We start from the raw sequence: 21,652 nt of genomic DNA, 5'->3' as shown, positions 1-21,652 counted from the left end.
GTCAGGCGCCGCGCGACAGCGCGACGACGCCGGTGCGGGCGAGGTCGGACAGGCCCAAAGGACGCATCAGATCGGCAAATGCGTCCAGTTTCTCGGGCGTGCCGGTAATCTCGAACACAAAGCTTTCCAGCGTCGAATCCACGACATTCGCGCGGAAGATCTCGGCGATCCGAAGTGCCTCGACCCGTTTTTCGCCCTTGCCGGAAACCTTGTACAAGCCTAGTTCGCGCTCGACGCTGGGGCCTTCGACGGTCAGGTCATGGACCTCGTGGACCGGGATGATGCGGCCAAGCTGCGCCTTGATCTGCTCGATCACCGCGGGGGTGCCACGGGTCACGATGGTGATGCGCGAGCGGTGGCCCAGATGGTCCACCTCGGCCACGGTCAGGCTGTCGATGTTGAAGCCACGCCCCGAGAACAGGCCGATGACGCGGGCAAGGACGCCCGCTTCGTTATCGACCAGCACCGCGAGGGTGTGGCTTTCGATGGTCTGGGCGTTCGGGTCGCGCAGGTCATAGGCCGAATGGCTCGACGCGCCCTTTTCGATCTTCAGTGCCGCCATGTTCTTGTCTTCCCTGTAATGATGATCAGACCAGCGCCCCGCCGACGCCGGTAATGGCGTCTTCGGTCGAGGCTTCGCCCAGAATCATCTCATTATGCGGCTTGCCCGAGGGGATCATCGGGAAGCAGTTCTCGTGCTTCTCGACCATCACATCGAGGATGAAGGGGCCGTCGTAATCCAGCATTTCCTGAATCGCGTCGTCCAGTTCCGCCGGGTCGCTGACCAACCGGCCCTTGCAGCCAAAGGCCTCGGCCAGCTTCACGAAATCGGGCAGGCTTTCGGACCAGCTTTGGCTGTAACGCTCGCCATGCAGCAATTGCTGCCACTGGCGGACCATGCCAAGGCGTTCATTGTTCAGGATGAACTGCTTGACCGGGGCGCGGAACTGCACGGCAGTGCCCATTTCCTGCATGTTCATCAGCCAGCTCGCCTCGCCGGCGACGTTGACGACCAGCGCATCGGGATGGGCGACCTGCACGCCGACCGAAGCCGGCAGGCCATAGCCCATCGTCCCCAGCCCGCCGCTGGTCATCCAGCGGTTCGGGTCCTCGAAATGCAGGAATTGCGCGGCCCACATCTGGTGCTGACCGACCTCGGTGGTGATGTAGCGGTCCTTCCGATGCGCGGTCAGGGCTTGCAGCCGCTCCAGCGCGTGCTGCGGTTTGATGACCTTGTCCGAGTTGCGATAGGTCAGGCATTTCACGGCCTTCCACTGCTCGATCTGGGCCCACCATTTGCGAAGGCCTTCGGCATTGGTCTTGCGGCCACGGGCCTTCCAGACCTTCAGCATATCCTCCAGCACATGGCCGACATCGCCGACGATCGGCAGGTCGACATGAATGACCTTGTTGATCGAACTGGAATCGATGTCGATCTGGGCCTTGACCGAGCCGGGGCTGAAATCCTTGACGCGGCCGGTGATGCGGTCGTCGAAACGCGCGCCGACCGCGATCATCAGGTCGCAGTCATGCATGGCCATGTTGGCCTCATACAGCCCGTGCATCCCCAGCATTCCCAGCCAGTTCTTGCCCGAGGCCGGATAGGCGCCCAGACCCATCAGGGTCGAGGTCAGCGGGAAACCGGTCGCATCGGCCAGTTCGCGCAGCAATTGCGCCGCAGCAGGCCCCGAGTTGATGACGCCGCCGCCGGTGTAAAGGATCGGGCGCTCGGCCTTTTCCATCAGCTCGACCAGACGGGTGATGGCGTCCAGATCGCCTTTCTTGGCGGGCTGGTAGCTGGGGGTCGCGATCTGCTTCGGGCCGACATATTCGCCGGTCGCGAATTGCACATCCTTGGGAATATCGACCAGAACCGGACCCGGACGGCCCGAGGTCGCCACATGGAACGCCTTGTGGATCGTCGCGGCCAGATCGTCGGTTTCCTTGACCAGCCAGTTATGCTTGGTGCAGGGACGGGTGATGCCGACGGTATCGGCCTCCTGGAAGCCGTCGGTGCCGATCAGGAAGGTCGGGACCTGACCCGACAGCACGACCAGCGGGATCGAATCCAGCAGCGCATCGGTCAGGCCGGTGACGGCGTTGGTCGCGCCGGGACCCGAGGTCACCAGAACGACGCCGGGCTTGCCGGTCGAACGCGCGTAACCCTCGGCCATATGGACCGCGCCCTGTTCGTGGCGGACCAGAATGTGCTTGATGTCGTTCTGCTGAAAGATCTCGTCGTAAATGGGTAGTACCGCGCCACCCGGATAGCCGAATACGGTGTCGACGCCCTGATCGCGCAGAGCTTCGATTACCATCCTTGCACCGGTCATGGTTCGGGACATGCCCATTCTCCTTGTTCAAACGTCTCGCGGGCGCACACTCATCAGCCGCCTTCGCGCCGCCGGAACCTATGGGGGTGGCGAGAAAGGGTCAATGGGCCAAATCCAATAAAATGACCGCAAAACGCGATCAATTGTAATATTGTTGCGGAAAACTCGCTTATCGCGATCTGTGCGGCAGGTCGATACGGGCGACTTGTTCGACAATGGGGGCAACCGACAGGGGGTGGATGTCGGAATTATGCTGCTCGGGATCGCCAATCGGCTGCCAGACGCCGCCCTTGTAGATTTCTAGGGCCGAGAAGCGGGCCTTGTAATCCATCTTGCGGCTGCCGGGCACCCAATAGCCAAGATAAACAAAGGGCAGGCTTGCGCCACGCGCCAGTTCGATATGATCCAGAATGATATGCGTGCCAAGGCTCGAAGCCTCGAAACGTGGGTCGTAGAAGCTGTAGACAAGGCTTAGCCCGTCATCCAGCACATCGGTCAGGCAGACCGCGATCAGCCGGTCATCCTGCGACGGCGCGCAGCCCGGTTCGGTCAGGCGGTATTCGATGACGCGGGTTCGGACCGGAGTTTCCTCGATCATCGCGGCAAATTCGAAGATGTCCATGTCGGCCATGCCGCCATCGGCGTGGCGTTGGTCCAGATAGCGGCGGAACAATTCGTACTGTTCTTCGGTCGCCCATGCACTTGTCGCCATGCGCCGCAACGAGGCGTTGCGCTTGATCACCCGCCTTTGCGTGCGCGAGGGTTTGAAATCCGCGATCCTGATCCGCGCGGACATGCAGGCGACACAGCTTTCGCAACTTGGCCGGTACAACACGTTCTGCGAGCGTCTGAAGCCCTGACGCGACAGGGCGTTGTTCAGTTCATTAGCGGAATCACCGGCCAGCGCGGTGAAAAGTTTCCGCTCGGCGCGGCCATGCAGGTAGGGGCAGGGCTGCGGCGCGGTCACATAGAATTGTGGCGCATGGGGAACGGTATGCCGCATCAGCCGCTCCCAACGTCAGTTGGGCCGGGTTTGCGATCGCGCTTTAGCATTCGGTACCTGATCAGATCTGCGCACATCGGCAAAGAACGGCCAACCAGTAATTGCTCGGATATAGAGTGGCGGAAGCGTACCAACAGATCTGCCCGAGTCCAAGCGCGGAAACGGCGGGCTGCGCCGATCCGTCGCGGTGAAGGTGACATTTCCGCCTATGCGGGTGATGCCGGATCGCTACGGCCCAGATTGACCTTGGCTTTGCCCCCGTTAGGTTCGGGCCATGACATTCGCAGCCCGCATCACCCGCCATCCGATTCCCGCCGATCCCGCCCGCGGTCAGGCCGCGCTTGATGCGCTTGCGCCGCTTGATTCCGGCCTTTCCGATCTGATCCGCGGTGCGGCGGGTTGCAGCCCCTATCTTGCCGGTCTGATCCGACTTGAGGCCGATTGGCTTTCCTCGGCTCTGGAAGATCGCGAAGCGGTCGATGACGATATCGTCCGGCGCGAGACGCAGGGGTTTCAGGATCTTGGGGCCGAGGCTTTGGGACCGGCGCTGCGCCGCGCCAAGCGACGGGTGGCGCTTTGGACCGCGCTCGCCGATCTGGGCGGGGTCTGGCCGCTAGAACGCGTCACGGGGGCGTTGACCGATCTGGCGGATTGCGCGGTGGATCTGGCGTTGCGCGTTCACGTCGCGCATGAACGCGCGCGCGGCAAACTGCCCGAATCCGGCAGCGATGCGGGCGGCATCACTGCGCTTGCGATGGGCAAGATGGGTGCCGCCGAGTTGAATTATTCGTCCGATATCGACCTGATCGTTCTTTACGACGACACGGCCTATGCCCGCGACGACCAGTTCGAGGCCCGTGCAGCCTTGATCCGTGCGACTCGGAAAGCGGCGGCGACGATCTCGGACAATACCGATCAGGGCTATGTGTTCCGCACCGATTTGCGCCTGCGCCCCGATGCGGCGGTCACACCGGTCTGCATGTCGGTTTCGGCGGCATTGGCCTATTACGAAGCCGAAGGCCGCACATGGGAACGCGGGGCCTATATCAAAGCCCGACCCTGCGGCGGCAATATCGAGGTGGGAGAGCGGTTTTTGCGCGATCTGCGCCCCTTCGTCTGGCGCAGGCATCTGGATTTCGCGACCATTCAGGACACGGACGACATGCGTCGCCGCATTCGCGACCACAAGGGGTTGCACGGTCGGATCGAGGTTCCCGGCCATAACATGAAACTGGGTCAGGGCGGCATCCGCGAGATCGAGTTCTTCACCCAGACCCGCCAGTTGATCGCGGGCGGGCGCGATCCGGATCTGCGTGTGCGTGGCACGGTCGAGGGATTGGTCCGTCTGGCGGAAAAAGGGTGGATTCCGCCCGAGGTCGCCGCCGAACTGACCGATCACTACCGCGAGCATCGCGAGATCGAGCATCTCATCCAGATGGTCAATGACGCGCAAACCCATCTTGTCCCGAATTCGCCGGAAGGAATCGCAACCATCGCCCAGATGATGGGCGAAGCGGATAGCGCGGCGTGGTCCTCGCGTCTGGCCCAGCGGCTCGCGCGGGTCGAAACCCTGACCGCAAGCTTTTTCACCCCCTCCGAGCAGCGCGACCGTCCGCGACTTTCGCCAGAGGCGCAGGCGATGGTCGATGGCTGGCGCGCCTATCCGGCGCTGCGCTCGGAACGTGCGAGACAGGTTTTCGCCCGCATCGAGCCCGAGCTTCTGGCCCGCCTGATCGGCAGCGATCATGGCAAGAACGCCTTGGCCCGATTTGACGCCTTTCTGGCCGGATTGCCTGCGGGCGTACAGTTGTTCTCGTTGTTCGAGGCCAATCCCCAGTTGATCGATCTGCTGGCCGATATCTGCGGTACGGCTCCGGGACTTGCCGCTTATCTTGCGCGGCATTCCGAGGTGCTGGACGCGGTGCTGGGGGGCAGCTTCTTCTCGGAATGGCCGGGTGCGGCGGGGCTTCACAAGCAACTCGATGCGCATTTGGCGCAGGTTCTTGCCGCTCCCGACGGTGGCTATGAGGGGGCTTTGGACGCAGCGCGCCGCTGGGCGCATGAATGGCAGTTCCGCACGGGCGTCCATCAATTGCGGGCTTTGATCGGGGCCGAAGAGGCAGGTGGCCAATACGCCGATATCGCCGATACGGCTGTCAGCGCGCTTTTCCCGCTGGTGGCGGATGAATTCGCCCGGCGCCATGGTCCGCCTCCGGGCAGGGGAGCCGTCATTCTGGGCATGGGGTCGCTTGGCGCGCGGCAGTTGAACGCGGCTTCGGATCTCGACCTGATCGTGATCTACGACGCGGCGGGGCAGGACAGTTCGGACGGGGCGAAACCCCTTGCGCCGCGTGCCTATTATGCCCGCCTGACCCAAGCGATGATCACCGCGTTATCCGCGCCCACATCGTCGGGACGGCTGTTCGAGGTCGATATGCGGTTGCGCCCGTCGGGTCGGCAGGGGCCGGTCGCGACCTCGGTGCAATCGTTCCGCGATTACCAGATGACCGAGGCCTGGACATGGGAGCATCTGGCCCTGACCCGCGCCCGCGTCATCGGTTCTTGCGGTACCGACGGCGCGACTTTGGGCAATGAGGTCGAGGCTTTGCGTCTGGAGGTTCTGGAAAGCAGGGGTAAAGCTTCGAATGTCATGTCCGACCTGTCAGAAATGCGCGCCCGCATATTTGCGGCCAAGGCCCCTGACGGCGCGTGGGAGGCCAAGATCGGGCGCGGGCGGTTGCAGGATATCGAGTTACTGGCGCAATTTTTTGCTTTGCGGACCGGATCATCGACTCGGGCTGTTCAGGCGCAATTGCGTGCCGGTCCGCGCGCCGGACTGATCGGTCGGGCCGAAGCCGATACGCTCGCGACGGCCCGCCGGTTTCTGTGGAATCTGCAATGCTCGGGTCGGCTGCTGACAGAAAGACCGCTCGACATGGAAAATCTGGGCGAGGGTGGCCAAGCGTTTCTCCTGCGCGAGACCGGTACGAACGACCTTGCGGAACTGGCAGCTCGACTTGAAGCCGTCGTGGCACAAGCCGGTGAAATCATCGATTCTGCTTTGGCCGAGGCGCAAACCGAACCCAGCTAGCCAGTTTTACCCAAGACGGGCAACGTAGAGGTCTGCATCGTGCCGTTCGAAACCATCCCGTTGTGACCCTTCAGCGGGATAAGTGCTGCCGTCGCCTGCGTGGGGATGTCCTCTTCGAGGCCGGCGTCGAATACTCCGTGCTGGGTTTTATCCCAGTAGAACGGGCGGCGGACGACCTCGTATATCGCTTTCCACGCGGCCAGACAGCCCAGCGGAAAATAGAAATGCATGGTTGGCACCCATCCGATCAAATGCCGATGGTCCTTGCCACGCACGGCCCATACCGCGATCGCCATGTTCAGCGCCTCGGATGCGATGAACAGGGTGAACAGTGCCGATACGGCGTGACCGCCGAGATGCCCTTCGATCAGGTTCCGCATCGGGTGGGGCAGGCCAAGGCCGAGCAGCCAGAAGCTCCAGAGCAGCGGGGCGAGCAGATATTGTGAGACCGAAGCCGCAAGCTGCACCTGCAATCCGATGAAGCGGCGCGGCCCCAGATCGCGCCACAGCGCCTTTGGGTCGCGCATATGCACGGCCCAGGTCATGGCAAAGCCCTTGAGCCAGCGCGATCTTTGCTTGACCCACGGCAGGGTCCGGCAATTCGCCTCTTCATGGGTGACGGTGTCCAGCATTTCCGTGCGGAAGCCATGGCGGACCAGACGCACACCCAGATCGGCATCCTCGGTGACGTTCCATGCATCCCAAGCTCCGACTTGCTCAAGCAGTTCGCGGCGGAAGAACAGTGTCGTTCCCCCCAGCGGGACGACCAGATCAAGCGCCGCCGCGCCCGCCAGAGTGCCGCGGAACCAGCTTGCATATTCGATGGTGAAGGCCCGCGCGAGCCAGTTGGTACGGGGGTTGTAGTAATCCAGAATACCTTGCAGGCAGGCGACATCCGGCGCGGCGAAGTGGAAACCGCGCGCCACCTTGTGCAACTGATCGGGTTCGGGGCGGTCTTCGGCGTCCCAGACACCGACGATCTGTCCACGACAAAAGTTCAGCGCATAATTCAATGCCCGCGGTTTCGTGCGGATCGGGCCGTCCGGCACATGCACCACGCGGACCCATCGGGGCAGTTCTGTTTGGTCTAGCGCATCGCAGGTGATCCGGTCGGTTTCCTCGACGACGAACAGGATATCCATCAGTTCGCGGGGATAATCCAGCCGCGCCAGCCGTCCTATTAACCGGTCTGCAATATCGGCCTCGGCAAACATCGGGACCATGACCGAGATCACCGGCAAGGGGGCTTTCATCTCGGCAGGGGTGACGTGACCCAAGGCAATAGCGCGTTCCAGCCCGATTGCCTGATTGCGTTGCCGCAAAATCGCCAAGAATGAAAACGCCTTCAGCACCATCGAGGCCAGCAAGGTCAGGACCGCCCAGAATGTCAGGACGGCCAGCGCCATGACGGGTTGGAGCAGTAGCGAAGCCGTGCAGATAGCGCCCAACGTCAGGGCGATCCGACCCGTGCGCGGTTCATTGCGGGTGCGGCAGCTCAGATCGGCGGGAACGCGAAGCTCAGCCTGACGCACGAGCGAGGTCTTGCGCGTCTTCAATATAGCCTCGCGCGCGGCGTTTTCCGTACATAGCAACATCCGCAGCGCGCCCAGCTCGGCGGGCAATCTTGCTCGCAGCACGTCGAATTCGTCGGGGCGGGCGGTCGCGACAAAGGTCACGCCACCAACCTGACGCCAAGGCACGATCCCCTCGGCAAGGCAAAGCGCGGCGCCAGCCATATCGATCAGTCGGGGGTCGGGCGGATTTTCGTCAAGATCCAGCGCTTTCGCACGCCATTGGCGGGAAAGGGCGCGGACCAGCGCGTCTTCCTCGACCCAGCCATTCGACAACAAGATCTCGCCCAGCCGGACGGATTGCCGTTGCCGCATGACAAGGGCCTTGAGCAGGTTCCCGGGATCGACCGCGCCATCGTCCAACAAGATCTGCCCCAAGGGACGATTATCGCGGGTATCGATGACGGCCTTATGCGGCCCGGCAGGGGTGTCTGCCGGAACCGCAAGGTCGCCTTTCCTTAGAATCGATGCACGAGCGCGCATGCCGGTCATGGGTGATTCCCCGTTCTGCCCGCTCCTTCTGTGAAGGAAGAGGGTTAAGAACGGGTTAAACCGGCGGTGCGGGATCAGCGGCGCGCGCGCATCGCGTCTGCGAAACGGTCGAACAGATAGGCGCTGTCCTGCGGGCCCGGGCTGGCTTCGGGGTGGTGTTGGACCGAGAACACCGGACGCTTGGTCATGCGCAGACCGCAGTTCGAGCCGTCGAACAGGCTGACATGGGTCTCGATCACGCCTTCCGGCAGGGTCTGGGCATCAACCGCGAAACCGTGGTTCATCGAGGTGATCTCGACCTTGCCGGTTTCGACGTCGCGCACCGGATGGTTTGCGCCGTGATGGCCGTGGCCCATCTTCACCGTCTTCGCACCCAGTGCCAGCGCCAGCATCTGGTGGCCAAGGCAGATACCGAAAATCGGCAAATCCTTTTCCAGCAGAGTCTGGATCATCGGCACAGCGTAAGCACCGGTCGCGGCCGGATCGCCCGGTCCGTTCGACAGGAAAACGCCTTCGGGATTATGCGCGAGAACGTCCTCGGCGGTGGCGGTGGCGGGCAGAACCGTCACTTCGGCACCGCTTTGTGCCAGCGAGCGCAGGATATTGCGTTTCGCGCCGTAATCGATCGCAACCACGCGGAAGGGCTTGGGCTGGTCCGACTTGCCGAACGCGCCCGGCCAGGACCACAGACCTTCGTCCCAGCGGTAGCTTTGGGCGCAGGTCACTTCTTTGGCCAGATCAAGACCTACAAGACCTTTCCAGTCGCGCGCCTTGGCGACCATTTTGGCGATGTCGAAACTGCCTTCGGGATCATGGGCCAAGACGACATGGGGCGAACCCTGCTGGCGGATGGCGCGGGTCAGGCGGCGGGTGTCGATCCCGCCGATGCCGAGGCGGCCGCGCTTTTCCATCCATGAGATCAGGTTGCTGTTCGCGCGCCAGCTGGACGGTTCGGTCGGATCCCATTTGACCACGATCCCCGAGGCGACGGGCTCGGAAGCTTCGTCATCCTGCGTGGTGACACCGGTATTGCCGATATGGGGGAAGGTGAAGGTTACAATCTGGCTTGCATAAGAAGGATCAGTCATGATCTCTTGATAGCCGGTCATCGCGGTGTTGAAGACCAGCTCGGCAACCACTTCTCCGGTAGCGCCGAAGCCCTGTCCGTAGAATACGGTGCCGTCGGCAAGTGCAAGACATGCGGTCGGTTTCTGGGCCATCGTCACTCTCTCCGGGTAAATCGGCGGGAACCTAGGGTTAGCGACCCGTCGCGTCAAGGCTGGAACGTTAGCCATGATACGCGGAACCGTGACGCTCCGCGACGGGTTGACGCGGGGTGCGAAGCCGAAGACAAGCGCCGGTTCATTCATTGAGCGAGGATCACATGGGATTGCGCGAACGTATCACGGCAGACACCAAAGAGGCGATGAAGGCCAAGGAAACGGCCCGACTGTCGACTCTGCGGCTGATTTCGGCCGCGATCAAGGATCGTGAGATCGCGGCACGCAGCGAAGGTGGCGACGATGCCGGCCTGAGCGATGCCGATCTGACCGCGATTCTGTCGAAGATGGTCAAGCAACGTCAGGAATCGGCAAAAGCCTATGAAGAAGGCGGTCGTCTGGAACTGGCCGAGCGCGAGCAGGACGAGATCAAGATCATCCAGTCTTACCTGCCACGCCAGCTTTCGGAGCAGGAAACCAGTGCGGCCATCGCCAAGGTGATCGCTGATCTGGGTGCCGAATCCATTCGCGATATGGGTCGTGTCATGGCCGAGTTGCGGACCCGCTTCGCTGGGCAGATGGATTTCGGAGCGGTTGGACCGATGGTCAAAGACCGGCTGATGGCCTGAGCCACCCTTCAGGACGGGCATGCCGAGGGCGAGGCCGAACCTCGCCCTCCCTGTTGCCCGAACCCCCTCAGATCCGGTTCATCAGGCGGGGTGAATAATGTTCACCCGTATTAGGCAAGGGCGCTGAATAGCAGGCGAATCGCGTGATTCACTTGATTCAGATCAAACGCAAGCGTTTTAGACCCGAGCGCCGCGCACCCATGTTTCACGTATGACAGGGCGGCCCGCCACCAAGCGGAACCGCATCAGATCGGCGCGCAATCCCTGTTGCAGGCAGCCGCGATCGGCAAGCCCTGCGGCCTTGGCGGGATTTGCCGTGACCGTGGCTATGGCGCGGGGAAGATCATCCCAGATATTGGCAAGGATCATCGCCCCTCCGATCAGGCCAGCAGGAACGTAGTCCGAGGACAGGATGTCCAGATGACCCGACCGCGCCAATTCCGCCGCCGAGACATTGCCCGAATGTGAACCGCCGCGGATCAGGTTCGGCGCGCCCATCATCACCATGATTCCGTGATCATGGCAGGCGCTTGCGGCCTCGGATGTCGTGGGAAATTCGGCCAGGCGGACACCGTGCGCGGCCGAGCGCGCGACGTGATCGGCGGTGGTGTCGTCATGGCTGGCAAGGGTCGCGCCAAGGCGACGGGAAACCGCGACGGCGGCTTCCTCATGGGCGTCGCCGAAACGGTCACGCAGGGCCTTCATGCGGAAGACGTGCTCGTCGAACTCGGCGTCGGACAGTTTGTAGCGACCCTGCACGTACTGGGCGAGTTTGGAGATGTCGCGGAACTGGCGCTGGCCCGGCGTGTGGTCCATCAGGCTGATGATGCCGACGCGATCATCGGGGCCGAATTCGTCCAGTTCGGCGATCAGGGTTTCCGAACAGACCTCGGCACGCAAATGCAGCAGGTGGCTGATGCGCAGCGCGCCTTCGCCGCGCAGCTGGATCAGTTCATGCGCCAGTTCGCGGGCATATTTCTCGTAATCCTGATCCGGCCCGTCACTGACGACCGACCCAACCCGCATGGCGTCGAAAACCGTGGTGATCCCGCAGCCGGCAAGCTCAGCGTCATGGGCGATGATCGCGCTGGCATGCGGCCAGTCGACCCCCGGACGAGGGCGGATGTGGCGTTCCAGATTGTCGGTGTGCAGTTCGATCATGCCGGGGGCAAGATAATCGCCATGCATGTCGATAGCGCCTGCGGGTACTGTCTCTCCGGCACTAATGTCGGCGATCAAGCCATCCTCGATGGTCAGTGCGCCATCCAGGACTGCACCGGGAAGGATCAGGCGGGCATTGGCAAGAACGATCTGGCGCATCGGTAACTTTCAGGTCGGGAACGCAAAGGGGTGAAGGATTGCGCTGCCATCGTCAAGCTCCGCCCGCATGCTCAGGCACCGAGTTCCGTCACCCATGCCGGAACGGTTTGCGTCGCGGCTCCGATCCGATGTTCGTCGAAATCGCGGCTGACAGCAGATCCGGCAAGGTTCAGTTCGACCGTGCGGGCGCCAGACCGTCGCGCGTGCTGCGCAAGGCCCGCCGCCGGATAGACTTGCCCCGAGGTTCCGATGGCGGCGAATATCTCGGCGGTTTCGACGGCGTGCCAGATGGTTTCCATATGGTAGGGCATCTCTCCGAACCAGACGATATCAGGTCGGGTCGTGGCATCGCCGCAATGGGGACAAGCGTCGAGCCAACGCATCGTCAAAGGCGCGGGCCAGCGATGGCCACAAGATGCGCAAAGCGCGCCAAGCAGCGAGCCATGCATATGGATGACATCATGCGAGCCACCGCGCTCGTGCAGGTCATCGACATTCTGGGTGATCAGCGTGACCTGATGGTGTCGGGCCAATCGGGCCAAAGCCTGATGCGCCGCATTCGGCTGGGCGCGCGCGGCATCGGCGCGACGCATATTGTAGAAGCGGTGCACCAACACGGGGTCGCGCTGGAACCCTTCGGGGGTGGCGACGTCTTCGATACGGTGTTCTTCCCACAGCCCGTCCGAGGCCCGAAAGGTCCGGATCCCGCTTTCGGCCGATATTCCGGCACCGGTCAGAATGGCAATGCGCATGGCTGACGGATCAGCGTGAGCAATAGGCCTCTGCGGTGGCGGCGAACCGTGTGTAACGCGCCCAGAAGGCGTTGTCGGCGTCGCTATTCGACATACGCACCGACTGGGCCTCATCTGCATCGCGGAAGAAGCGGGCGGCGCGGCGCTGGTCAGAACGCGACAACGTCTGGTCGGCCACCTGCTGGATACAGCCGCAAAGGCGACCGTTGCGGGCGCTTCGTTCAGATTTGGCGCAGGCAGAATCGATCGGACCGGCAACCGCTAGCGGGGTGGTCAATGCGATTGCAGCCGCTGCGATGATCAAGCGGTTCAACATCACTGTCTCCTCGGAGCTAATGCGACGGGGCTGAACACCCTCACAAGGCCGCGTTATATTCTCAGGACGGTAGCAGAAACCGTGGTTTTGCTCAATCGCGGTGCGAAGGCCAGTTCTGGCAGAGTGGAGGAAACCGGCCGCAAGATATGCGATCAAGTGGCCTTGGGCGTGTATCCGGCGTTGCGAATCACCTGCTCGGCCTGAAGCTTGTCCAGCCCTTCGATTTCGACGGTATGGGTCGTCAAATCGGTCGTTGCGCGACCGCCAGCCTGCGCGACGGCCCGTTCGATTGTGGCGGTGCAGTGGCCGCAGCTCATATCTTCGACGTGGAACCTCATCCGCTATCCTTTCTGGCTGGACCGCCAGATCATCGCGTCATATGGCAATGCCTGCAATTCCTACAATTGAGGTCCGGTCCGATGGGCGGCGAGAATTTTCGTGCGGCGATGCTCATGCTTGTCTCGATGGTGTTGTTCGCCGTCGAGGACATGTTCATCAAGCTGCTGTCCGAGGAGCTGCCTTTTGCCGAGGTTCTGGGCTTCATCGGTCTGCTCGGCTGGTTGTGCTTCTGGACCATCCTGCGCATGCAGGGCGGCAGGCTATGGACCCGCGACCTGCTGCGCCCGCAAATCATGCTGCGCAATTTTGCCGAGGTCGTGGGGTCTATCGGGATCGTGGTGGCCTTGGCCCTGACCGAGATGTCCTCGACCGCCGCGATCATGCAGGCGCTGCCGCTGGCGCTGGTGCTGGGGGCGGCGGTGTTTCTGGGCGAGCCAGTCGGCTGGCGGCGCTGGACGGCGATCGGCATCGGTTTCTTCGGCGTGCTTTTGGTGCTGCGTCCGGGGCTTGGCGATTTCGAACCCGCATCGCTGATGGCGCTGGTTGCCGTAGTTGGCCTTGCCGCGCGCGATCTGGTGACGCGGCGCATTCCCGCGCATGTCCAGTCGCTGCAACTGGCGGCATCGGCGTTCTTTGCGATCTTCCTCGCCTCGATTGCGATGGGCATCGTTCTGGGGCAAAGCTTCGTCATGCCCGACCCGCGCCAATGCCTGCTTTTCGTCGGCTGCCTTGCCGTTGGCGTAGCGGGATATGCACTGCTTGTCACCGCGACCCGTCTGGGCGAGGCCGCGGCGCTTGCGCCGTTCCGCTACGCGCGTCTGGTGTTTGCGCTGACTTTGGCCGTCATCGTCTTTGGCGAACGGCCCGATTCCCTGACCATGACCGGTGCTGCGCTGATCGTCGGCTCGGGCTGCTATGCCATGTGGCGCGAGGCGCTTCTGCGTCGCCAGCAGCTTCGTGCCGCTGGGTTCGTTCCGCTGCGCGACTGACCCCCGCGCGTTCCCCCTTCCCGCAACCCGTTTCCGAATGTATAGCCGCGCCATGACCGACCTTGATCTCATCCGCAATTTCTCGATCGTGGCCCATATCGACCACGGCAAATCCACCTTGGCCGATCGCCTGATCCAGATGACGGGTACGGTCGCAGAACGGGACATGAAGGCCCAGCTGCTTGACAGCATGGATATCGAACGTGAACGCGGCATCACCATCAAGGCGAACACCGTGCGCATCGAATATCCGGCAAAGGACGGCAAGACCTATGTCCTGAACCTGATCGACACCCCCGGCCACGTCGACTTCGCCTATGAGGTCAGCCGCTCGATGCGCGCGGTCGAGGGTTCGTTGCTGGTCGTCGATGCCTCGCAAGGCGTCGAGGCGCAGACGCTTGCGAACGTCTATCAGGCGATTGACGCCGGCCACGACATCGTGCCGGTCCTGAACAAGATCGACCTGCCCGCCGCCGAGCCGGACCGCGTCAAGGAAAACATCGAGGACGTGATCGGCATCGACGCCCATGACGCCATCGAGATTTCGGCCAAGACCGGCCTTGGCATCCCGGACGTTTTGGAGGCCATCGTGACGCGCCTGCCCGCGCCGAAAGGCGACCGCAACGCGCCGCTGAAAGCCATGCTGGTCGATAGCTGGTATGACGCCTATCTGGGCGTTGTCGTCATGATCCGCGTCATGGACGGGGTGATCCGCAAGGGCGATCGCGTCAAGATGATGCAGACCGGCGCGATCTACGGCATCGACAAGCTGGCAGTCCTGAAACCCGCGATGGTCGATATCGCGGAACTCGGGCCGGGTGAGATCGGCGTTCTGACTGCCTCGATCAAGCAGGTCCGCGACACCCGCGTCGGCGACACCATCACGCATGAGAAAAAGGGCACCGACACGCCACTGCCGGGCTTCAAACCCGCCCAGCCCGTCGTGTTCTGCGGCCTGTTCCCGGTCGATGCCAACGACTTCGAGGCGCTCCGCGACGCGATCGAAAAGCTCGCGCTGAACGACGCGTCCTTCAGCTACGAGATGGAGACCTCGGCAGCGCTCGGCTTCGGCTTCCGCTGCGGCTTCCTTGGCCTGCTGCACCTCGAGGTCATCCGCGACCGTCTGGAACGCGAATATGATCTGGACCTGATCACCACCGCGCCGTCTGTTGTGTTCAAGCTGCATATGAAGGACGGCGAAGTGCGCGACCTGCACAACCCCGCCGACATGCCCGATCTGACCTATGTCGACCATATCCAGGAACCGCGCATCAAGGCCACGATCATGGTCCCGGACGAATATCTGGGCGATGTGCTGAAGCTGTGCCAAGACCGTCGCGGCATCCAGATGGACCTGACCTATGCCGGCAACCGCGCAATGGTGGTCTATGACCTGCCGCTGGCCGAAGTGGTCTTTGACTTCTACGACCGGTTGAAATCGGTGACCAAGGGCTATGCGTCCTTCGACTACCAGATCAGCGAATATCGCGAGGATTTTCTGGTCAAGATGTCGATCCTTGTGAACGATGAGCCGGTCGATGCGCTGTCGATCATGGTCCACCGCGACCGCGCCGAAAGCCGTGGCCGCGTCATGGTCGAGAAGCTGAAAGAGCTGATCCCGCGCCACATGTTCAAGATCCCGATCCAGGCCGCCATCGGCAGCCGCGTGATCGCGCGCGAAACGCTGTCGGCGATGCGCAAGGACGTGACCGCGAAATGCTATGGCGGCGACGCCACGCGGAAGAAGAAGCTGCTGGAAAAGCAGAAGGCCGGTAAGAAAAAGATGCGGCAGTTCGGCAAGGTCGAGATCCCGCAGACCGCCTTCATTCAGGCGCTCAAGATGGACAACTAAGACAAGGGCGCCCTCGGGCGCCCTTTCTGTTGGTCAGTATGGGCTGGGCGTCTGGTAGGGCTGCTGGCCCATCTGGGTCTGGCTGGTTGCGGCCTGATCGGTCAGCAGGGCGCCCGCGGTCTGCATGTCGCGGCCCGCACCTTGCATGGTTTCGCAAGCGGAAAGGGCCATCACCGCCAGAACCGGCGCGAGGGGAAGAAGACGGCGCATTGTTTGCTCCTTGTCGTTGACTGCTCGTTTGTTTGTTGCGCGCAAGACTAGGGCAGGTTTTTCCCGATCACCGCTCACAGCCGCGCGAGAACAGGGCGCTTGGGCGGAAGATTGCCGATCTGCGGGGGTGTTAGGGCTTTCTTAACCCTTGTTGCGCAGCCTGTCGCCATGCGCCTCATGATCCTCTCGCTATTGATTCTCGCTTCTTGTGCTTCACCCGCCCCGCAGTTTTTTGGCGCGACGAAGCATGAGGTCGAACTGGAGGGGATACGCTTTGCGGTCTTCGTCAAGGAAACCGAGGCCGAGGTGATCCGGCTAGGCTATCTTTCCCGCAAGAATCGCGTGCGGGTGCCGGATCTGATGATGCAGGCGGCAGCGCAGGCCAGCGGTTGTCGCGCCATCCCGAACAGCCTGACCTCGCGTATACCGCGAGATACGGGCGAGGGCAGGGTGGATCTGGACTGTTAGCCGAAGAAGCTCGCAACAGCCTCGGCCACTTCGATGGGCCGGTCGGCATGGAGCCAGTGACCGGCTCCGGCAAGGAACTTGATCTTCGCCTGCGGGAAATGCGCGCGGATCGCCTCGACTTGAGGCTCGCGGACATAGTCGGATTCGGCTCCGGCCAGAACCAAGATCGGGCCGTCGAATGTCGCTTTCGGCGCGTCCGAGGGCCAACTGACCAAGGTCGGCATCTGTTCGCGCAGGGTCGGCAAGTTGAACTTCCAGCGCGGCGGGTCGGATTTCAGGTCCAGCGATTGCAGCAGGAAGGCGCGGACACTGGCCTGCGGGATGTGCTCTGCAAGGCGGCGGTCGGCTTCCGAGCGCAGCTTGAGGTCGGTCAGGTCCACCGCCTCCATCGCGTCGATAAGGGGCGTCTGCGTATGGCCATAGGCAAAGGGCGCGATGTCCAGAACCGCAAGGCGGCGCACCTGGTCGGGATGGTTCAGCGCCAGCATCATCGCGGCCTTGCCGCCCATGGAATGGCCCAGCACATCGGCTTGGCCGCCCTCGGCGCGGATGATTTCCGCCAGATCGCCCGCCAAGGCAGCGTAGCTGTGGTCGGCGTCATGGAAAGTGTCGCCATGGTTGCGCATGTCGACCGAGATCACGCGTCGTGTCTCGGCCAGCCTGCGTGCCAGCCCGCCAAGGTTCTTGCCCGATCCGAACAGCCCATGTGCCAGAAGCACGGGGGCTTGGGTCGAATCCTCTCCGGTCACAGTCATGTTCAGCATCATGGCGGCACCCTAGCGGCACTGGCGAAAAACCGCCAGAGGCGGTAGCCTTGGACAAAAGAAGTGAGGGCAAGGATGATCGAGAAAATCCGGCCAATGGCAGATGAAGTGGCAAGCCTGATGGCAGCCCGCTACGGAGGGCTGCGGCGCGGTCACTACGCCGACCTTGAGCAGATGCTCAGACGGCGCGGGGGCGCTTTGCCGCGAAAGCTGCGTCGCGACGCGATCCTGCTGGCAAAAGCGGATCGTATGGCGGGACATCCCAAGCTGGCGCGTCAGGTCGATTTCCAGAAGCTCGATCAGGCGCACCATGCGTTGACGCATTATTTGCGACCGTTGGGGCAGGGCGCGCGTTTTCGGGGGGGTGTGGTCGGTGTGACCGCGAGCGTGATCCTTGGCCTGATGGTGCTGGGCGCGATCATCGTCTGGGTGGTGACGTTGCGCGGGCTCATGTGAACCCGCGCAATCGTTGTGGTTAGAGGTCGGCGTAAAGCGGGAACTTGCCGCAAAGCGCCTCCACCTCGGCCTTCACCTTGGCTTCGACTTCGGCATTGCCTTCCTCGCCATTGGCGGCAAGGCCGTCGACGACTTCGACGATCCAGCGAGCGATCTGACGGAACTCTTCTTCCTTGAAGCCGCGGGTGGTGCCTGCGGGTGCGCCCAGACGGATGCCCGAGGTCACGAAGGGTTTTTCCGGATCGAACGGCACGCCGTTCTTGTTGCAGGTGATGTGGGCACGACCCAAGGCCGCCTCGGTCGCTTTGCCGGTCACGCCTTTCGGACGCAGGTCGGCCAAGCACAAGTGGTTGTCGGTGCCGCCCGAAACGATGTCGATGCCGCCCTTCATCAGCTCATCGGCCATGGCCTTGGCGTTCTTGACGATTTGGGCTGCGTAGTCCTGGAACTCGGGACGCAGCGCCTCGCCAAAGGCCACGGCTTTCGCGGCGATCACATGCATCAGCGGGCCGCCTTGCAACCCGGGGAAGACCGCCGAGTTGATCTTTTTCGCGATATCGGCGTCGTTGGTCAGCACCATGCCGCCACGCGGGCCGCGCAGCGATTTGTGGGTCGTGGTGGTCACGACATGGGCATGGGGCAGCGGCGAGGGGTGCTGGCCACCGGCGACCAGACCCGCGATATGGGCCATGTCCACCATCAGATATGCGCCGACTTCATCCGCAATGGCGCGGAATTCGGCCCAATCCCAGACGCGGCTATAGGCGGTGCCGCCCGCAACGATCAGCTTGGGCTTGTTCTCAAGTGCCTTTTTGCGGATGTCGTCCATGTCCAGCAGCTGGTCCTGCTGACGCACGCCGTAGCTGACGACGTTGAACCATTTGCCCGACATGTTCACCGGCGAGCCGTGGGTCAGGTGGCCGCCCGAATTCAGGTCGAGGCCCATGAAGGTGTCGCCCGGCTGCAGCAGCGCCAGGAACACGGCCTGGTTCATCTGCGAGCCCGAGTTCGGCTGAACGTTGGCGAATTCACAGCCGAACAGCTGCTTCGCGCGCTCGATCGCCAGGTTTTCGGCGATGTCGACATATTGGCACCCGCCGTAGTAGCGCTTGCCCGGATAGCCCTCGGCATATTTGTTGGTCAGGACCGAGCCCTGTGCCTCCAGCACCGCCTTGGAGACGATGTTCTCCGACGCGATCAGTTCGATCTCGTCGCGCTGGCGGCCCAGTTCCTTGCGGATGGCGCCAAAGATTTCGGGATCGCGGCTGTCCAGCGTCTCGGTGAAGAATCCGGTATCGGTCATCTGGTCCTCATGTGCAGCATGGTTGCGGGCCTCATAGCCCCTTTTGTTTCGCCCCGCTAGGATGGATGCGACGCCACGGCGGTAGATATTCCATGTCACGAACGGGCTTGCGCCCGACCGATCCCGCGCCATGATGGCGGCCATGAAGATTCATTTCATTTCAAGCAGCACCGAGACCGCCTCGACCGCTGGCGAAGTTCTGACCGCGCGTTATGGTCAGGTACCCCTGCGCGAGGCAGAGGTCATCGTCGCCCTTGGCGGTGACGGTCTGATGCTGAACGTCATGCATCAGAACCGCGGCCTGCCGGTCTACGGGATGAATCGCGGCACCATCGGGTTCCTGATGAACCCCTATTCGGAAGATGACCTGCCCGCGCGGATCACCGCCGCCGAGGAAACCCGAACCCATCCTTTGGCGATGACCGCAGGCACTACCGATGGTCACGAGCATTGCGCCTTGGCCATCAACGAGGTCAGCCTGCTGCGTGCCGGTCCGCAAGCCGCGCGGCTGCGCCTGTCGGTGAACGGGCGGGTCCGGATGGAGGAACTTGTCTGTGATGGCGCGCTGTTGTGCACCCCTGCCGGTTCGACGGCCTATAACTATTCGGCCAATGGTCCGATCCTGCCGCTCGGTTCGGACGTGTTGGCGCTGACCGCAATCGCGGCTTTCCGTCCCCGCCGCTGGCGCGGGGCGATTCTGCCCAAATCCGCCACGCTGCGCTTCGACGTGCTGGAGCCCGACAAGCGTCCGGTCATGGCCGATGCCGATTCGCGCGGTGTCGACTCGGTCCTGTGGGTCGAGATCCGGTCCGAGACCTCGATCCATCATACGTTGCTGTTCGATCCGGGCCACGGGCTGGATGAACGGCTGATGCGTGAACAATTCGTTTGAGGCTGCCCGTCCGGCGCGGTAAAGGGCCGGACATGAGCAACCAACCCGTCCTTCCGCCCGAAATCGCCCGCCGCCGGACTTTCGCGATCATCTCGCATCCGGACGCCGGTAAGACCACGCTGACCGAAAAGTTCCTGCTGTTCGGCGGGGCGATCCAGATGGCCGGTCAGGTCCGCGCCAAGGGCGAGGCGCGGCGCACGCGCTCGGACTTCATGAAGATGGAGCAGGACCGCGGAATCTCGGTCTCGGCATCGGCCATGAGCTTCGAGTTCGACAAATATCTGTTCAATCTCGTCGACACACCCGGCCACAGCGATTTCTCGGAAGACACCTACCGGACGCTGACCGCCGTGGACGCCGCGATCATGGTGATCGACGGCGCGAAAGGCGTCGAAAGCCAGACCCGCAAGCTGTTCGAGGTCTGTCGTTTGCGCGACCTGCCGATCCTGACCTTCTGTAACAAGATGGACCGCGAATCCCGCGACACCTTCGAGATCATCGACGAGATTCAGGAAAATCTTGCCATCGACGTGGCTCCGGTGTCTTGGCCGATCGGCATGGGCCGCGATTTCATCGGCGCTTACGACCTGCTGAATGACCGGCTGGAGATCATGGACCGCGCCGACCGCAACAAGGTCGCGGAGACGGTGCAGATCTCGGGCCTCGACGATCCGAAACTGGCCGATCACGTTCCCGCCGACCTGCTCGCGAAGCTGCGCGAGGAACTGGAAATGGTGCGCGAGTTGCTGCCCGCCTTCGACCGCCAGTCCTTCCTTGAGGGGCATATGACCCCGATCTGGTTCGGTTCGGCGATCAACAGCTTTGGCGTCAAGGAATTGATGACCGGCATCGGCGAATTCGGCCCCGAACCGCAGCCGCAAAACGCGGCCGAACGCCAGATCAGCCCCGACGAGAAGGCGGTCACCGGCTTCGTCTTCAAGGTGCAGGCCAATATGGACCCCAAGCACCGCGACCGCGTGGCTTTCGTGCGTCTGGCCTCGGGGCATTTCGAACGCGGCATGAAACTGCTGCATGTCCGGTCGAAAAAACCGATGGCCGTATCGAACCCGGTCCTGTTCCTTGCCGCCGATCGTGAATTGGCCGAGGAAGCATGGGCCGGCGACATCATCGGCATCCCGAACCACGGCCAGCTTCGCATCGGCGACGCCCTGACCGAGGGCGAAGGGTTGCGCTTCACCGGCATCCCGAGCTTCGCGCCGGAACTGCTGCAGACCGTCCGTGCGGGCGATCCGATGAAGGCCAAGCACCTTGAAAAGGCGCTGATGCAATTCGCCGAGGAAGGTGCCGCGAAAGTCTTCAAGCCGATGATCGGCTCGGGCTTCATCGTCGGCGTCGTCGGCGCGCTGCAATTCGAGGTTCTGGCCAGCCGGATCGAGATCGAATACGGCTTGCCGGTGCGGTTCGAATCCTCGCAATTCACCAGCGCGCGCTGGGTTGCGGGGCCGAAGGACGACGTCGAGAAGTTCGCCAATGCCAATAAAGGCCATATGGCGCAGGACCATGATGGCGATCTGGTCTATCTGACCCGTCTGCAATGGGACATCGACCGCGTTCAGCGCGATCATCCCGAGCTGAAGCTGACGGCGACCAAGGAAATGATGATCTGAACCAAAGACGGCGCCCGATGGGCG

General features: G+C 62.6%; 20 protein-coding genes. 8 read left to right on the top strand and 12 right to left on the bottom strand.

The features are described 5' to 3' along the window. Position 1 precedes the first annotated feature (1 nt). The 3 genes from ilvN to GL286_RS00370 all read right to left on the bottom strand — a co-directional run bounded on the left by ilvN (position 2) and on the right by GL286_RS00370 (position 3,336). Positions 2–562, bottom strand: a complete 561-nt coding sequence (gene ilvN, locus GL286_RS00380; protein ID WP_155093578.1) for an acetolactate synthase small subunit — start codon at positions 560–562, stop codon at positions 2–4. Positions 563–587: 25 nt separating this feature from the next. Next, positions 588–2,345: an acetolactate synthase 3 large subunit gene (locus tag GL286_RS00375; RefSeq protein ID WP_155093577.1), complete on the bottom strand. Its 1,758-nt coding sequence runs from the start codon at positions 2,343–2,345 to the stop codon at positions 588–590. Positions 2,346–2,502: 157 nt separating this feature from the next. Beyond that, positions 2,503–3,336: an arginyltransferase gene (locus tag GL286_RS00370; RefSeq protein WP_155093576.1), complete on the bottom strand. Its 834-nt coding sequence runs from the start codon at positions 3,334–3,336 to the stop codon at positions 2,503–2,505. Positions 3,337–3,610: 274 nt separating this feature from the next. On the opposite strand from GL286_RS00370, the gene GL286_RS00365 reads away from it, so the two are divergent. Next, positions 3,611–6,427, top strand: a complete 2,817-nt coding sequence (locus tag GL286_RS00365; protein ID WP_155093575.1) for a [protein-PII] uridylyltransferase family protein — start codon at positions 3,611–3,613, stop codon at positions 6,425–6,427. Here the strand turns inward: GL286_RS00365 and GL286_RS00360 are convergent. Both GL286_RS00360 and carA read right to left on the bottom strand, forming a co-directional pair. Beyond that, positions 6,424–8,490, bottom strand: coding sequence for a glycosyltransferase (locus tag GL286_RS00360; protein WP_246184789.1), 2,067 nt, complete (start codon positions 8,488–8,490; stop codon positions 6,424–6,426). The two genes, GL286_RS00365 and GL286_RS00360, sit on opposite strands and share 4 nt — an antisense overlap. Before the next feature lie 74 nt (positions 8,491–8,564). Then, entirely contained in the window at positions 8,565–9,710 is a 1,146-nt protein-coding gene (gene carA / locus GL286_RS00355; protein ID WP_155093574.1) for a glutamine-hydrolyzing carbamoyl-phosphate synthase small subunit, read from the bottom strand. A 164-nt stretch (positions 9,711–9,874) separates the two neighbouring features. Between carA and GL286_RS00350 the strand changes: the two genes are divergently transcribed. Beyond that, a complete protein-coding gene (locus tag GL286_RS00350) occupies positions 9,875–10,339 on the top strand; it encodes a GatB/YqeY domain-containing protein (RefSeq protein ID WP_155093573.1) in 465 nt (154 codons plus the stop codon). A gap of 177 nt (positions 10,340–10,516) precedes the next feature. Here GL286_RS00350 and GL286_RS00345 read toward each other — a convergent pair whose 3' ends face one another. From GL286_RS00345 to GL286_RS00330, 4 genes are all read right to left on the bottom strand, one after another. Further along, entirely contained in the window at positions 10,517–11,659 is a 1,143-nt protein-coding gene (locus GL286_RS00345; RefSeq protein WP_155093572.1) for an alpha-D-ribose 1-methylphosphonate 5-triphosphate diphosphatase, read from the bottom strand. Positions 11,660–11,730: 71 nt separating this feature from the next. Further along, the gene (locus GL286_RS00340; RefSeq protein ID WP_155093571.1) at positions 11,731–12,411 is read right to left on the bottom strand and encodes an NAD-dependent deacylase; all 681 of its coding nucleotides are present in this window, start codon (positions 12,409–12,411) and stop codon (positions 11,731–11,733) included. A 10-nt stretch (positions 12,412–12,421) separates the two neighbouring features. Further along, the gene (locus tag GL286_RS00335; protein ID WP_155093570.1) at positions 12,422–12,727 is read right to left on the bottom strand and encodes a hypothetical protein; all 306 of its coding nucleotides are present in this window, start codon (positions 12,725–12,727) and stop codon (positions 12,422–12,424) included. A 152-nt stretch (positions 12,728–12,879) separates the two neighbouring features. Continuing rightward, positions 12,880–13,065: a heavy-metal-associated domain-containing protein gene (locus GL286_RS00330; RefSeq protein ID WP_155093569.1), complete on the bottom strand. Its 186-nt coding sequence runs from the start codon at positions 13,063–13,065 to the stop codon at positions 12,880–12,882. 81 nt (positions 13,066–13,146) lie between these two features. Between GL286_RS00330 and GL286_RS00325 the strand changes: the two genes are divergently transcribed. Continuing rightward, complete coding sequence (locus GL286_RS00325; RefSeq protein WP_155093568.1) at positions 13,147–14,055, top strand: DMT family transporter; 909 nt, start codon at positions 13,147–13,149, stop codon at positions 14,053–14,055. Between the two features lie 52 nt (positions 14,056–14,107). Beyond that, complete coding sequence (gene lepA / locus GL286_RS00320) at positions 14,108–15,907, top strand: translation elongation factor 4 (RefSeq protein ID WP_170294995.1); 1,800 nt, start codon at positions 14,108–14,110, stop codon at positions 15,905–15,907. Positions 15,908–15,940: 33 nt separating this feature from the next. Here the strand turns inward: lepA and GL286_RS00315 are convergent, their stop codons facing one another. Beyond that, complete coding sequence (locus tag GL286_RS00315) at positions 15,941–16,117, bottom strand: entericidin A/B family lipoprotein (protein WP_155093566.1); 177 nt, start codon at positions 16,115–16,117, stop codon at positions 15,941–15,943. A 168-nt stretch (positions 16,118–16,285) separates the two neighbouring features. On the opposite strand from GL286_RS00315, the gene GL286_RS00310 reads away from it, so the two are divergent. Further along, entirely contained in the window at positions 16,286–16,585 is a 300-nt protein-coding gene (locus GL286_RS00310) for a hypothetical protein (RefSeq protein WP_155093565.1), read from the top strand. Here GL286_RS00310 and GL286_RS00305 read toward each other — a convergent pair. Next, on the bottom strand, positions 16,582–17,352 hold the full coding sequence (locus GL286_RS00305) for an alpha/beta fold hydrolase (RefSeq protein ID WP_155093564.1): 771 nt from the start codon (positions 17,350–17,352) through the stop codon (positions 16,582–16,584). The two genes, GL286_RS00310 and GL286_RS00305, sit on opposite strands and share 4 nt — an antisense overlap. 72 nt (positions 17,353–17,424) lie before the next feature. Between GL286_RS00305 and GL286_RS00300 the strand changes: the two genes are divergently transcribed. Beyond that, positions 17,425–17,805: a hypothetical protein gene (locus GL286_RS00300; RefSeq protein WP_155093563.1), complete on the top strand. Its 381-nt coding sequence runs from the start codon at positions 17,425–17,427 to the stop codon at positions 17,803–17,805. A gap of 19 nt (positions 17,806–17,824) precedes the next feature. Here GL286_RS00300 and glyA read toward each other — a convergent pair whose 3' ends face one another. Then, entirely contained in the window at positions 17,825–19,108 is a 1,284-nt protein-coding gene (gene glyA / locus GL286_RS00295) for a serine hydroxymethyltransferase (RefSeq protein WP_155094476.1), read from the bottom strand. 142 nt (positions 19,109–19,250) lie between these two features. On the opposite strand from glyA, the gene GL286_RS00290 reads away from it, so the two are divergent. Further along, complete coding sequence (locus GL286_RS00290; RefSeq protein ID WP_155093562.1) at positions 19,251–20,000, top strand: NAD kinase; 750 nt, start codon at positions 19,251–19,253, stop codon at positions 19,998–20,000. 32 nt (positions 20,001–20,032) lie between these two features. Beyond that, entirely contained in the window at positions 20,033–21,628 is a 1,596-nt protein-coding gene (locus GL286_RS00285; RefSeq protein ID WP_155093561.1) for a peptide chain release factor 3, read from the top strand. Positions 21,629–21,652: the final 24 nt, after the last annotated feature.

Source organism: Paracoccus aestuariivivens (assembly GCF_009711225.1).
Taxonomy (GTDB): Bacteria; Pseudomonadota; Alphaproteobacteria; order Rhodobacterales; family Rhodobacteraceae; genus Paracoccus; species Paracoccus aestuariivivens.
This window is presented reverse-complemented; position numbering and strand designations above follow the sequence as displayed.